A 13,181-nucleotide genomic window follows, 5' to 3' on the forward strand; every position below is an offset into this window, starting at 1 on the left:
GGCTGCCCGGCGATTGCACTTCGCTTCGATCGCATGGCAGAAAACGTCAATCGACAGGACTCATGCTGCAACCGCCCGTCACCATTCCGATCGCCTTCGTCCACGGCATGCTGTCGGGCATTCGTGCGCGCGGCGGCGAGGCGCTGGTCGATATCGACACGGCACTGGAAGACGCGGGCATCGCCCCCGCCCTGCTCGACGAGACCGGCGCGCGCATCACGGCCGAACAGTACGTTGCGCTGTTCGCACTGCTGATGGACCGGATGGACGACGAGGCACTGGGCTTTCTCACCCGGCGCCTGCGCCGCGGCAGCTTTGCGCTGATGACGCGCTCCACGCTGGGCGCGCGCACCTTCGAGGTGGCGCTGCGCCGCGTGGCCCACACCTTCAGCCTGCTGCAGGACGACCTCTCGCTGGTGCTGCTGCACGAAGGCCCGCTCGCGGGCTTCGGCGTGAGGCTGAACATCCAGCCCGCCACGCACCAGAACTTTCTGCACGAGCTGATGCTGCGGGTGTACTGGCGGCTCTTCGCATGGCTGCACGGCGGCCGGCTGGTGGCGCGCCGCTTCGACTTCGGCTTCGAGCTGCCGCCCTATGCGGACGGCTACGCCAAGGTGTTCCCGGGGCCGCTGCAGTTCGGCCAGCCGCTGTCGGCCGTGTGGTTCGACGCCAGCGCGCTCGACACGCCGGTGCACCGCGACGCACAGGAGATGCAGGTTTTTCTGGCGGCCGCGCCGGCCAACGTGATCCTGCCCCGACTCGCCGAGCAGGCCGTGAGCGCGCGGGTGCGGGCGGTGCTGCAGCAGCACCGCCCGGCATGGGCCGACCTCGCGACCACGGCGAGCGTGCTGCACATGTCGGTCAGCACGCTGCAGCGGCACCTGGCGACCGAGGGCACCTCGTTCCAGGCGCTGAAAGACCAGTTGCGACGCGACCTCGCCATCGTGCGGCTCAACACCAGCACCGTGCCGCTCGCGGTGCTGGCGGAGGAGCTGGGCTTTGCCGACAGCGCGGCGTTCCAGCGGGCCTTCAAGGCATGGACTGGTGGTGCACCTGGGTCGTACCGGAGGCGCGCGCCAGTGGATTGAGTTTTCAGGACTTTCCGAAATTACAGCCATCCGCGCGACAATCCGGCGCATGGCAACTTCCTCCGATCTCCCTCCCCTCAACCGCCAGTTCGTCGCCCATTTCGGCGAGATGGGCAGCAAGTGGGGCATCAACCGCACCGTCGGGCAGATCTACGCGCTGATCTTTTTGTCGGAGCGCGCGCTCAACGCCGACGAGATCGCCGAGCTGCTCGAGTTCTCGCGCTCGAACGTCAGCATGGGCCTGAAGGAGTTGCAGGCCTGGCGACTGGTGCACCTGCGGCATCACCCGGGCGACCGGCGCGAATACTTCGAGGCGCCTTCGGACGTGTGGGAAATCTTCCGCGTGCTGGCCGAGGAGCGCCGCCGCCGCGAGATCGAGCCCACGCTCTCGATGCTGCGCAACGCCCTGCTCGAATCGCCCACGAGCGACGCCGAGCGCCACGCGCAGGAGCGCATGCGCGAAATGCACGACCTGATCGACCGGCTGATGAAATGGTTCGACGACGTGCAGCGGCTCGCGCCCGAAACCGCCATGAAGCTCATGGGCATGGGCGCGACCGTGACGAAGGTGCTGACGCTCAAGGACCGCATCACCGGCGGCGCAGCGTCGAAGAAGAAGGCCGCCGAATAGGCCTGGAGCCTCTAGAGCCGCTCCTGCCCCGCCGGCGGCTCGGGCGTTCCGAGCTTGGCCTTGCGCACGGCCTCGTCGTCCATGAGTTCGTACCACATCGCATTGAGTACGGCGAAAGCGGCTGCCAGCGGCAGGCCGAGGATCCAGGCGAAGTACCACATCTTTTTTCTCCTCTTTTCGTTCAGTAGGCGTGGCCGCTCTCGTCGCGGATGGCCTGCTCGTCGACCTTGCCCCACAGCACGTGATAGACCCAGCTGGTGTAGGCCACGATCAGCGGAATGAAGAAGGCCGTGACCACCAGCATGATGAACAGCGTGAGGTGGCTCGACGACGAGTCCCACACCGTGAGGCTGGCGCGCGGATCGATCGACGACGGCAGGATGAACGGGAACATCGACGCTCCCACGCTGAGGATGATGCCGGCGATGCCGAGCGCCGCAGTCAGCAGCGCGAGCACCGGGCGGCGCAGCGCGAGCCCGAGCAAAGCACCCAGCGCGCCGACGAAGCCGGCCGCCGGTGCGGCGAGCGTCCACGAGTGCGCCGCGTAGTTGACGGTCCACGCGCCGGCGTGCAGCTCGACGGTCTTCAGCATCGGGTTCGACGGCCCCACCGCATCGACCACGCTGCTGATGCGGTAGCCACCGATGCTCGTTGCCAGCAGCACACCGGCCAGCGCGTACAGCGCGATGGTGAGCACGGCGGCAACCATGCCGTAGGTGCGTGCACGCTCGGCCACCGGCCCGGCAGTCTTCAGCAACAGCCATGCCGCGCCGTGCATCACGAGCATCGCCACCGACACCAGCCCGCACAGGATCGCGAACGGATTCAGCAGGCCGAAGAAACTGCCGTCGTAGAAGATGTGCATGTCGGCACTGAAGCGGAACGGCACGCCCTGCAGCACGTTGCCCACGGCCACGCCGCAGATCAGCGCTGGCACGAAGCCGCTGAAGAACAGCACCCAGTCCCAGCGCGCGCGCCACTGCGGCGACTCGCGCTTGCTGCGGAACTTGAAGGCCACGGGCCGCAGGATCAGCGCCGTGAGAATCACGAACATCGCAAGGTAGAAGCCCGAGAAAGACACGGCGTACAACTGCGGCCACGCCGCGAAGATCGCGCCGCCGCCGAGGATCAGCCACACCTGGTTGCCTTCCCACACCGGGCCCACGCTGTTGATGACGACGCGGCGTTCGATGTCGTTGCGCGCGGCAAAGGGCAGCAGCATGCCGCTGCCCAGGTCGAAGCCGTCGGTCACGGCGAAGCCCACCAGCAGCACGCCGATCAGCAGCCACCAGATGATGCGCAGGGTGTCGTAGTCGAGGAGTGTGTGGAGGATCATGCTGCGCTCCCGGTGGAAGGAGAAGGAATGGCCGCGCCTGCGTGGGCCGGCGGAATGTGCGAGAGCGTGTCGCCCTCGTCCGGTGCATGCTCGGCTTCAGGCCCCTTGCGGATGGCCTTGAGCATCAGCTTCATCTCGATGATGAGCAGCGTGGTGTAGATCGCGATGAAGCCAGCGAGCGTGAGCAGCAGCGTCTTCACGCCGAGGTTCGACACAGCTACAGCCGTCGGCAGCACGCCTTCGATCACCCACGGCTGGCGGCCGAACTCAGCAACCAGCCAGCCCGACTCGATGGCGATCCACGGCAGCGGAATCGCGAACACGGCGAGCTTCAGCAGCCAGCGGTAGCTGTCGAGCTTGCGGCGCGCAGAGAGCACGAAGAAGGTCCCCGTCAGCAGGATCAGCAGCATGCCGATGCCCACCATCACGCGGAACAGCCAGAACAGCGGCGCCACCTGCGGCACGGTGTCCCATGCGGCCTTGGTGATCTGCTCGTCCGTCGCTGTGCGCGGATCGTCCACGTAGCGCTTGAGCAGCAGCGCGTAGCCCATGTTGATGCCGTTGTCCTCGAAGTCCCCGCGCACGCCCTGCGTCACCTTGCCGGTGCCGCCTGCCTCGCGGATCTTCTGCAGCGCGTCGTACGCCTTGAGGCCTTCTCGGATGCGGGCTTCAGCGCGCTTCACGAGCTCGTCGATGCCGGGCATCACTGTGTTGAGCGAGCGCGTGCCGATCAGGCCCATCACCGCGGGGATGTGGATGGCGTAGTGCGTCTCGCGCGCTTCCTGATCGGGGAAGCCGATGACGGTGAAGGCGGCAGGCGCGGGTTGCGTTTCCCACATGGCTTCGATGGCGGCCAGCTTCATCTTCTGGTGCTCGCCCGAAAGATAGCCGCTCTCGTCGCCGAGCACGGCCACCGACAGCGCGGCGGCCAGGCCGAACGAGGCCGCGACCGTCATCGAGCGCTTGGCCAGTTCGAGGTGACGGCCCTTGAGCACATACCAGGCCGACACGCCGAGCACGAACACGGCGGCGCACACATAGCCTGCCGACACGGTGTGCACGAACTTGGCCTGCGCCACCGGGTTGGTCAGCACCGCGAAGAAGTCGGTCACTTCCATGCGCATGGTCTGCGGGTTGAAGGCCGCGCCCACGGGGTTCTGCATCCAGCCGTTGGCAATGAGGATCCACAGCGCCGAGAAGTTGGAGCCGATGGCCACGGCCCATGTCGAGATCAGGTGGCCCACCTTGGAGAGCTTGTCCCAGCCGAAGAAGAACAGCCCGACGAAGGTGGCCTCCATGAAGAAGGCCATCAGCCCCTCGATGGCCAGCGGCGCGCCGAAGATGTCGCCGACGTAGTGGCTGTAGTAGCTCCAGTTCATGCCGAACTGGAACTCCATCACGATGCCGGTGGCCACGCCCATCGCGAAGTTGATGCCGAACAGCACGCCCCAGAATTTCGTCATGTCGCGCCAGATCACGCGGCCGGTCATCACGTAGACCGTCTCCATGATGGCGAGGATGATCGAAAGCCCGAGCGTCAGCGGCACGAACAGGAAGTGATACAGCGCCGTGACGGCGAACTGCAGGCGCGATAGCGCGACGATGTCGAGGTCCATGGGGGTTCTTCCTTTTGGGTTGCCTGTTTTTCTTTGTAAGTGTTCAGTCGGGGCGCAGGCTGCGCAGTGCGGCGTCGAAGGCTTCAGTGCCGCGCCGCAGGTCGGCGACGATGCGGCCCTGGCGCATGCACACGAGGCGGTCGGCGAGCGCGGCTTCGCGGCGCAGGTGAGTGGCGATCAGCAAGGTGCGTGGGCCTGCGTGCCGGGCGAGGCGTTGCAGCACGTCGTGTGCGGTGGCGGCGTCGAGCGCTTCGGTGGGTTCGTCGAGCAGCCAGAGGGGCACCGGGCGCAGCAGCAGGCGGGCCAGCGCGAGGCGGCGCGACTGGCCGCCGGAGAGGCCCAGGCCGCCTTCGCCGAGCCGGGTGTCGAGGCCCGTGGCCAATGAGCGCACTTCGTCTTCGAGGCCTGCTGCGTGCAGTACGGCATGCAGTTGGGCGTCAGTGGCGTTGGGCGCGGCGAGGCGGAGGTTGTCGCGCAGGCTGTCCTGGAAGAGTTCGGTGCGTTGGGTCAGAAGGCATGCGGGCTGTGCGCTCTTGCTGCCGGACTGCGGCGTGATTTCGCCTGCAATGGCGGCGAGCAGCGTCGACTTGCCTGCGCCGCTCGCGCCGATCAATGCGACGCGCTCGCCTGCGTTCAGGGTCAAGGTCACGTCGCTCAGGACGGGTGTGCGGCTGCCATCGTGGACCACGGTGACGCGCTTCAGTTGCAATGCGAGCGTCGCATCGGGTTCGTTCGCCGTTGACGTTGAGGCGGACTCCTCGCTCATGCGCGGTGCAAGACGCCGCACCGCCAGCCACGTGCGGCCCGCATCGAGCGCACCGCGGCGCAAGGCCGCGAAGGGCTCGGTGGCAGTGAGCGCCACCAGCAGCGCCAGTGCCGCCGCCGGCGCGCCGATGACGCCCTCGCCCACCAGCAGGCCGACGGCAAGCAGCACGCCGACGAGGGTCAGGGTGCCCGCGCTGCCATAGGCGAAGCCGGCCGCCGCTTCGAGCTTGTTCAATGCCAGGTCGGCCTTTGCGAGATGCATGTCGGCGTTCATCAACGCCTGGCGCTGCGCGCCGATGCGGCCGGCCATCACCAGATCGGTCTGCCCCGCCACGAGATCGACTGCGCGTGCGCGCAGCGCCTCGACGGCATGCGCCCGCTGCACGGCCGGCCGGCGTGCTCGCCTTGCGACGACGAACGCGATGCCCCAGCCGACGGTCACGAGCCAGAGCATCAGCGCGAGGCCCATGGCGACATGCATGAAGCCGAGCACCACGCCGGCCAGCAATGCCGCGCCGAGCGCTGCGGCGGCTGGCACGAGCAGGCGAAGGTAGAGCGATTCCAGCGCGTCGATGTCCGCCGTCAAACGGAACAGCAGGCGGGCCGGGCGCATCAGCAACTCGCGCGCCGCCTCCGCCTTTGCCCAACCACGGAACAGGCGAACGCGCAGCGCTGCGAGCACGGCGAAGGTCGCGTCGTGCGTCACAAGTCGCTCGCCATAGCGCGATGCCGTACGACCGAGTGCCAGCAGGCGGATGCCGGCGGAGGGCATGAACACGTCGAAGGTGAAGGCGGTGGCCGCGTGCAGGCCGGCCAATGCGGTCGCGGTGATGAACCAGCCCGAGAGGCCGAGTAGCGCCATTCCTGCGAGCACGGTGACTGCGGCGAGCAGGCAGCCGAGCAGAAGAGGACGTGGCTGCGCGGCAAGGAAGGGGCGCAGGACCAGGCGCAGATCGCGCCAATTTGTGGCGTGGATTGGCGTCGCCTTCATGCGGCCTTCTCCAGCGCTTCTGCGCCGAGGTTCACCGCGCGGTCCATGCGAGCCGCCAGCACCGGGTCGTGCGTGGCGACGACGAGGGTCTTGCCGCGCGCCAGTGCCACCAGAGCGTCGGCGACGCGCTCAGCGGTTTCGGTGTCGAGGTGCGCTGTCGGTTCGTCTACCAGCAGCAGGTCGGCGTGCGGGTGCACCGCGACGCGCGCGAGGGCAAGTCGCACGGCTTCTCCACCAGACAGGCCATGGCCACCCTCGCCTAGCGTCACGCCGGGATGCGCCTGCGTCACGGCTTCGAGCGATGCGAAGCGCATGGCTTCGGCGACCTGTGGGGTGTCCACGCCCACGCGCCCCAATGCGACGTTGGTTTCGACCGAGCCGGCGAAGACGTGCGGCGCCTGGCCCATCCACGCCATGCGCTGGCGCAGCGCCGCCACGGTGTGGTCCGTGAGCGCCACGCCGCCGATCGAGATCTCGCCGCGCGTGGCGGGCACGAGGCCTGCGAGTATTGAGAGCAATGCAGTCTTGCCAGAGCCGCTGGGGCCCATCAGCGCAATGTGTTCACCTGCCGCGATGCGAAGCTCGTAGCCTTCGAAGACCTCTTGCTGCTCGCCGGGCCAGGAGAAATGCAGGTTGTGGATGACAATGGTCGGCGCGCCGCCTGGCACGCTCGTCGCGGCGCGCGTCAGCGAGGCGCTCGCACCAGGCAGCGGCAGGTCGTTGCACTGCAAGCGGTCGAGCGCCTCCAGCGCCGCTTCGCCCGCAGCCCGGTCATGCCAGACCGCCGACAGCTCCCTCAGCGGCTCGAAGAACGCCGGTGCCAGCAGCAGCACGAACAGCCCCTCGCCCAGGCTCAGCGTCCGGCCCCAAGCGCCGAAGCCGAGGGAGCCCAGCAGGTGAAAGCCGACGTACGCGGCCACCATCGCCACGCCCAGCGCCGAGAAAAGCTCCAGCACGGCTGACGAGAGAAACGCGATGCGCAGCACCGCCATCGTCCGCCGGCGCAGGGAGTGCGCTGCATCGCCCAGCCGCTGCGCCGTGGTCTCCACCGCATCGAGCGCACGCAGTGTCGCCAGCCCGCGAAGCCGGTCGAGCAGGAAGGCGTTCATGCCGCCCATCTCCACCATCTGCGCTTCGCTCGCAGCCTTGGCGCGCCAGCCGACGATGGCCATGAAGACCGGAATGAGCGGCGCCGCGAACAGCAGCACCAGCGCGGCCACCCATGAAAAGGCGGCCACCGCGCACAGGATGAAGATCGGCACCACCGTCGCGCGCCAACGCGCGGGCTGGTAGCGCACGAGGTACGGCACCAGAGCCTCGGCCTGCTCGGCGAGCACGCTGGCTGCGAGGCCGGAAGGCGCGCGGCTGCGGTCCAGCGGCGAGCTGCCGGCCAGCGCCGTGGCCGTTTGCTCGCGCAGCGCCGTGAGTTGTGCACGTGCACGAGCAAAGGTCCGGCGAGCGCCCCAGGCCTCGCAACCCGCCCGCAGCAGCCCAAGCAGCAGGATCGCGCCGGCGGGCCAGATCACGGCCGCGAAACCGCGCCCGGAAGCCAGTCCCTGCACCGCCATCGCCAGCAGCGCCGCCTGCGGCAGCCAGAACAGCGCCGCGGCACCCTGCACCACCCCGCCGACGTCAGGCGACGCGAAAGCCCGCAGCGGCGATCGGGATGGCGAGTGCTTGGTCATTCCTTGGTTTCGTGTATTTTCAGTAATTACTGAAATCTCCACAATCATACCGAAGATGCGAGCGGCTGACGAGCCCGCAGACTGCACGCTCCGGCGCTCGAGCGCAACCGGGTTCAGGAAGATTCGGCCAGTGCGCCTGCGCGGGCGCCCCTGTCCTTAATGAGAAACGACTAGCCCGGTAACCAGCAGCGCAGCAAAAAGCGTGAACACCGCGCGCCACGAGGCCGGGCGCGCCTCCACCCAGCGGTACAGCAGCGCCGCCGCAGCTACCGACAGGCCGAAGGTCGCCACGAGGCCGACCGCGTCGAACCACGCACCGTGCGGCCCGGAATTCGCAACCGCCGCATTCATGGCAAGCAGCACCGGAAAGTGGATCAGGAACAGCGAGTACGACATACGCCCCAGCCGCAACAAAGGCAGGGCCACGGCAGGCCAGTGCTTAGGCGACAGCCAGTTGCGGCGCTGCGCAATGGCAATCAGCAGCGCCGTGAACAGCGCGGTGGCGATACGGCTGCGCCAGTCGATAGCCAGCGCGCCCGCCCCCACCAGCGCCAGCAGTGCGATCGCGCTCTGCCAGGTGCTGGACCGCGTGGCGCGCCCGATCCAGAACACCAGCATGCCCACACCGTAGGTGCCGAAGAAATAGAAGGCTGTGTCGTCCAGCCCGGCATTGCGATTGAAGAGCGCCAGCGAAGCCACGGCCAGCCCGAGCACCAGCGCCACGGGCATCCAGCGCGCCTGTGCGCTCAGCGGCGGCGAGCCGCTGGAGCGCTGCAGCATCGTGGGCAGGCCCACCAGTGCCAGCGCCAGCGCGAACAGCTGGAAGTCGATGGCCACGTACCAGACGCCCGTCGACAGCGACTCGTAGCCCAGCAGGTCCTGCAGCAGCAATCCATGGGCGACCAGTTGCCCGAAGGTCGGCGACGCAGGCACAACCTCTTCATCGAGCCACGGCCGCACCACCGCCGCGACCAGCACGCACACAGTGAGCGCGGCGAGGTACGGCATGACCAGCCGCCCATAGCGCTGCAGGATGCGCGTCACCGGCCGCTCCACGCGCAGCATGCCGTCGGGCGCAAGGCTGGCGGCCGCTAGAAAGCCGGCGATGACGAGAAACACCTGCACCGCCAGCCGGCCTTCGTTGGCTAGCCACGAGAAAAAGTCAGGCGCGAGCGCGTACGCGCCTGCCGGCATCGGGCCATAGCGCGAGAGATGATGTCCAACGATCACCGCACAGGCGATGCCCTTCGCCGCGTCGAGCAGCGGCATGCGCCCCAGCGATGACGGCGGCGCGCCGGCAGCAGGCGCGGCGCCGTTCGCAGTGGCAGTCAAAGCGCGAGCCGTTGCCTTGCTTCCTGGTATTCGCGCTTGAGCTTTTCGATGAAGGCCGCGGCGCTGGCCACTTCGGTCACGGCGCCAATGCCCTGGCCCGAGCCCCAGATGTCCTTCCAGGCCTTGGCCTTGCTGCCTTCGCCGCCGCCGAAGTTCATGGTCTTCACGTCGCCCTCGGGCAGGTTGGCCGGGTCCATGCCGGCCTTGACGATGCTGGGCGCGAGGTAGTTGCCGTGCACGCCGGTGAAGAGGCTCGAATAGACGATGTCGTCCGAACTACCGTCGACGATGGCCTGCTTGTAATCGTCGCTCGCGCGCGCTTCCTCGGTCGCGATGAAGGCCGTGCCGATGTAGGCAAAGTCGGCGCCCATGGCCTGCGCGGCAAGCACCGCACCGCCGGTGGCAATGGAGCCCGACAGCGCGATGGGGCCGTCGAACCACTGGCGAATCTCCTGCACCAGCGCGAACGGGCTCTTCACGCCCGCGTGGCCGCCAGCGCCGGCCGCCACGGCGATGATGCCGTCAGCGCCCTTCTCGATCGCCTTCTGCGCGAACTTGTTGTTGATGATGTCGTGCAGCGTCACGCCGCCGTAGCTGTGCACCGCGTCGTTCACGTCGGTGCGCGCGCCCAGCGAGGTGATGACGATCGGCACCTTGTACTTCACGACCATTTCCATGTCGTGCTCGAGCCGGTCATTGCTCTTGTGCACGATCTGGTTGATGGCGAACGGGGCGGCAGGCTTGTCGGGGTTGGCCTTGTTGTAGGCCGCGAGCTCTTCGGTGATCTCGATCAGCCACTCTTCGAGCTGCGCCGCGGGGCGTGCGTTGAGCGCCGGCATCGAGCCGACCACGCCCGCCTTGCATTGCGCAATCACGAGCTTCGGGTTGCTGATGATGAACAGCGGCGAGCCGATGATCGGCAGCGGCAGGTTCGCGAGTACGGGGGGCAGCTTGGACATGTCGTCTCCGGAGATGGGTTCGGTTTTATAAGAGAGAGAAGCCGCCATCGCCCGTCAGATGGGCGACAGCGGCGGTGCGTCAGAAGGCGTCGAGCGCCATTGCCGTGACGCTCTCGGAGCCGTCGACGATGCTGTCGCGGATGCCCGGCACCTTGTTGAGGATGTGTTCGGCGTAGAAGCGCGCGGTGGCAATCTTCGCCAGCATGAAGTCGGTGTCGAAGCTGCGCGAGGCGAGGTCCTGCGCAATGATCAGCGAACGCGCGAGCTGCCAGCCTGCCACGAGGTTGCCCGCGAGCATCAGGTAGGGCACGCTGCCGGCGAACACTGCATTGGGCGACGCCTTGGTCTGGCCGGCCACGAAATCGACCACGTCGATGAACGCAAGGCGCGCGGCCTGCAGGCGCTTGAGCACGGCAGCCGCCGCGGGGCTGTCGCTCTTGGCGAGTTCGGCTTCGGTCTTCTCGATCTGCGCGGCAATCGCCTTTGCGGTCTGGCCACCGTCGCGTGCGGTCTTGCGGCCCACGAGATCGTTGGCCTGGATGGCGGTGGTGCCTTCGTAGATCGTCAGGATCTTGGCGTCGCGGTAGTACTGCGCCGCGCCGGTTTCCTCGATGAAGCCCATGCCGCCGTGCACCTGCACGCCGAGCGAGGCCACTTCGAGGCTCATCTCGGTGCTGTAGCCCTTGACCAGCGGCACCATGAATTCGTAGAAGGCCTGGTTCTGCTTGCGCGCGTCCGCGTCGGGATGATGATGCGCGGCGTCGTAGGCGGCAGCGGCCACGCTGGCCATCGCGCGGCAGCCTTCGGTGTAGGCGCGCATCGTCATCAGCATGCGCTTGACGTCGGGGTGATGAATGATGGGCGCGCTGGCATTGATGGAGCCATCGACCGGGCGGCTCTGCACGCGGTCTTTTGCGTAGGCCACGGCGTGCTGGTAGGCGCGCTCGGCAATCGCGATGCCCTGCATGCCCACCGCATAGCGGGCCGAGTTCATCATGATGAACATGTATTCGAGGCCGCGATTCTCCTGGCCGACGATGTAGCCCACTGCGCCGCCGTGGTCACCGTACTGCAGCACGGCAGTGGGCGAGGCCTTGATGCCCATCTTGTGCTCGATGCTCACGCAGTGCACGTCGTTGCGTTCGCCCAGCGAGCCGTCCTTGCCGACGAGGAACTTCGGCACCACGAACAGGCTGATGCCCTTCACGCCCTCGGGCGCACCGGTCACGCGGGCCAGCACGAGGTGCACGATGTTCTCGGCCATGTCGTGCTCACCGTAGGTGATGAAGATCTTGGTGCCGAACACCTTGTAGGTGCCGTCAGGCTGCGGCTCGGCGCGGCTGCGCACCATGGCGAGGTCGCTGCCGGCCTGCGGCTCGGTGAGGTTCATCGTGCCGGTCCACTGGCCGCTCACGAGCTTTTCGAGGTACACCGCCTTGAGCTCGTCGGAGCCGGCCGTGAGCAGCGCCTCGATGGCGCCGTCGCTCAGCAGCGGGCACAGAGCGAAGCTCATGTTGGCCGAGTTGAGCATCTCGCCGCAAGCCGCGCCGATGGTCTTGGGCAGGCCCTGGCCGCCGAAGTCCGCCGGATGCTGCAGGCCCTGCCAGCCACCCGACACGTACTGCGCAAAGGCCTCCTTGAAGCCCGGCGTGGTGGTGACGACGCCGTCCTTGAACGACGAGGGATTGCGGTCGCCCGCCACGTTCAGCGGCGCGACCACGTCCTGGTTGAAGCGCGCGCATTCCTCGAGGACGGCCTGCGCGGTTTCGAGGCCGGCGTCTTCGAAGCCCGGCAGCTTCGCGATCTCGCCTATGTTGGCCAGGTGCTCGATGTCGAACAGCATGTCCTTGATGGGGGCGGTGTAGCTCATGTCTTGTCTCCAGATACAGCGGATACGAAAAGGGCATCGCGAACGATGCCCTCTGGCTCAGTGCAGCAATGCGATCAGAGCGCCTTCACCAGTTCCGGCACGGCCGTGAACAGGTCGGCCACGAGGCCGTAGTCGGCCACCGAGAAGATCGGGGCTTCTTCGTCCTTGTTGATCGCCACGATCACCTTGGAATCCTTCATGCCGGCCAAGTGCTGGATGGCACCCGAGATGCCTGCTGCGATGTACAGCTGCGGCGCGACGATCTTGCCGGTCTGGCCCACTTGCCAGTCGTTCGGGGCGTAGCCTGCGTCGACGGCTGCGCGGCTGGCGCCAAGGCCTGCGTTGAGCTTGTCGGCCAGAGGGGCCATCACTTCGGTGAACTTCTCGGCGCTGCCCAAGGCACGGCCACCCGAGACGATGATCTTGGCGGCGGTCAGCTCGGGGCGTTCGCTCTTCGTGACTTCACGGCCCACGAAGCTGCTCTTGCCGCTGTCTGCGACGCCTTCGGCCGTTTCAACTGCTGCGCTGCCACCCGTGGCTGCTGCGGCGTCGAAGCCGGTCGTACGCACGGTGATCACCTTGGTCGCGTCACTGCTCTGCACGGTGGCAATAGCGTTGCCGGCATAGATCGGGCGCTCGAAGGTGTCGGGGCTGTCGACCTTGGTGATGTCGCTGATCTGGGCCACATCGAGCTTGGCAGCCACGCGCGGCGCGACGTTCTTGCCGTTGGCGGTCGAGGGGAACAGGATGTGGCTGTAGTTGCCGGCGATGGCCAGGACTTGAGCTGCGACGTTCTCGGCGAGGTTCTCAGCCAGGCTGGGGCTGTCGGCCACGATGACTTTGGAGACTCCGGCGATCTGTGCGGCGGCCTTGCCGGCTTCGGCTGCATTGGCACCGGCCACCAGCAC

Annotated in this window: 11 protein-coding genes; 2 read left to right on the top strand and 9 right to left on the bottom strand. The window is 67.4% G+C overall.

The window, feature by feature from the left end:
• The first annotated feature begins 62 nt into the window (after positions 1-62).
• Both BLW48_RS31535 and BLW48_RS31540 read left to right on the top strand, forming a co-directional pair.
• Positions 63-1,088: an AraC family transcriptional regulator gene (locus tag BLW48_RS31535; RefSeq protein WP_093179550.1), complete on the top strand. Its 1,026-nt coding sequence runs from the start codon at positions 63-65 to the stop codon at positions 1,086-1,088.
• A 49-nt stretch (positions 1,089-1,137) separates the two neighbouring features.
• A complete protein-coding gene (locus tag BLW48_RS31540; protein WP_093050701.1) occupies positions 1,138-1,719 on the top strand; it encodes a GbsR/MarR family transcriptional regulator in 582 nt (193 codons plus the stop codon).
• 11 nt (positions 1,720-1,730) lie between these two features.
• Here BLW48_RS31540 and cydX read toward each other — a convergent pair whose 3' ends face one another.
• The 9 genes from cydX to BLW48_RS31585 form a co-directional block, all read right to left on the bottom strand.
• A complete protein-coding gene (cydX, locus tag BLW48_RS31545) occupies positions 1,731-1,880 on the bottom strand; it encodes a cytochrome bd-I oxidase subunit CydX (protein ID WP_093050704.1) in 150 nt (49 codons plus the stop codon).
• 20 nt (positions 1,881-1,900) lie between these two features.
• Positions 1,901-3,055, bottom strand: coding sequence for a cytochrome d ubiquinol oxidase subunit II (gene cydB, locus BLW48_RS31550; protein ID WP_093050707.1), 1,155 nt, complete (start codon positions 3,053-3,055; stop codon positions 1,901-1,903).
• Positions 3,052-4,671, bottom strand: coding sequence for a cytochrome ubiquinol oxidase subunit I (locus BLW48_RS31555; RefSeq protein ID WP_093050710.1), 1,620 nt, complete (start codon positions 4,669-4,671; stop codon positions 3,052-3,054). Before BLW48_RS31555 ends, cydB begins: the two co-directional genes overlap by 4 nt.
• Positions 4,672-4,714: 43 nt before the next feature.
• Positions 4,715-6,427 (bottom strand): thiol reductant ABC exporter subunit CydC, encoded by a 1,713-nt coding sequence (cydC, locus tag BLW48_RS31560; RefSeq protein ID WP_093179552.1) that lies wholly within the window; start codon positions 6,425-6,427, stop codon positions 4,715-4,717.
• Entirely contained in the window at positions 6,424-8,112 is a 1,689-nt protein-coding gene (gene cydD / locus BLW48_RS31565; RefSeq protein ID WP_093179553.1) for a thiol reductant ABC exporter subunit CydD, read from the bottom strand. Before cydD ends, cydC begins: the two co-directional genes overlap by 4 nt.
• A gap of 156 nt (positions 8,113-8,268) precedes the next feature.
• The gene (locus BLW48_RS31570) at positions 8,269-9,381 is read right to left on the bottom strand and encodes an acyltransferase family protein (protein ID WP_093080249.1); all 1,113 of its coding nucleotides are present in this window, start codon (positions 9,379-9,381) and stop codon (positions 8,269-8,271) included.
• A gap of 59 nt (positions 9,382-9,440) precedes the next feature.
• On the bottom strand, positions 9,441-10,403 hold the full coding sequence (locus tag BLW48_RS31575) for an NAD(P)H-dependent flavin oxidoreductase (protein ID WP_093050722.1): 963 nt from the start codon (positions 10,401-10,403) through the stop codon (positions 9,441-9,443).
• Positions 10,404-10,482: 79 nt separating this feature from the next.
• Positions 10,483-12,273 (bottom strand): acyl-CoA dehydrogenase, encoded by a 1,791-nt coding sequence (locus BLW48_RS31580; RefSeq protein ID WP_093179555.1) that lies wholly within the window; start codon positions 12,271-12,273, stop codon positions 10,483-10,485.
• Positions 12,274-12,347: 74 nt separating this feature from the next.
• The coding region (locus tag BLW48_RS31585; protein ID WP_093179556.1) for an electron transfer flavoprotein subunit alpha/FixB family protein at positions 12,348-13,181 on the bottom strand (834 nt) is incomplete at its 5' end.

This window comes from Variovorax sp. YR266, assembly GCF_900107295.1.
In the GTDB taxonomy this organism is placed as follows: Bacteria; Pseudomonadota; Gammaproteobacteria; order Burkholderiales; family Burkholderiaceae_C; genus Variovorax.

Coding starts and splice junctions, on each gene's coding strand:
- BLW48_RS31535 (WP_093179550.1), top strand. CDS start 63: ATGCTGCAACCGCCCGTCACCATTCCGATCGCCTTCGTCCACGGCATG.
- BLW48_RS31540 (WP_093050701.1), top strand. CDS start 1,138: ATGGCAACTTCCTCCGATCTCCCTCCCCTCAACCGCCAGTTCGTCGCC.
- cydX (WP_093050704.1), bottom strand. CDS start 1,880: ATGTGGTACTTCGCCTGGATCCTCGGCCTGCCGCTGGCAGCCGCTTTC.
- cydB (WP_093050707.1), bottom strand. CDS start 3,055: ATGATCCTCCACACACTCCTCGACTACGACACCCTGCGCATCATCTGG.
- BLW48_RS31555 (WP_093050710.1), bottom strand. CDS start 4,671: ATGGACCTCGACATCGTCGCGCTATCGCGCCTGCAGTTCGCCGTCACG.
- cydC (WP_093179552.1), bottom strand. CDS start 6,427: ATGAAGGCGACGCCAATCCACGCCACAAATTGGCGCGATCTGCGCCTG.
- cydD (WP_093179553.1), bottom strand. CDS start 8,112: ATGACCAAGCACTCGCCATCCCGATCGCCGCTGCGGGCTTTCGCGTCG.
- BLW48_RS31570 (WP_093080249.1), bottom strand. CDS start 9,381: ATGCCGCTGCTCGACGCGGCGAAGGGCATCGCCTGTGCGGTGATCGTT.
- BLW48_RS31575 (WP_093050722.1), bottom strand. CDS start 10,403: ATGTCCAAGCTGCCCCCCGTACTCGCGAACCTGCCGCTGCCGATCATC.
- BLW48_RS31580 (WP_093179555.1), bottom strand. CDS start 12,273: ATGAGCTACACCGCCCCCATCAAGGACATGCTGTTCGACATCGAGCAC.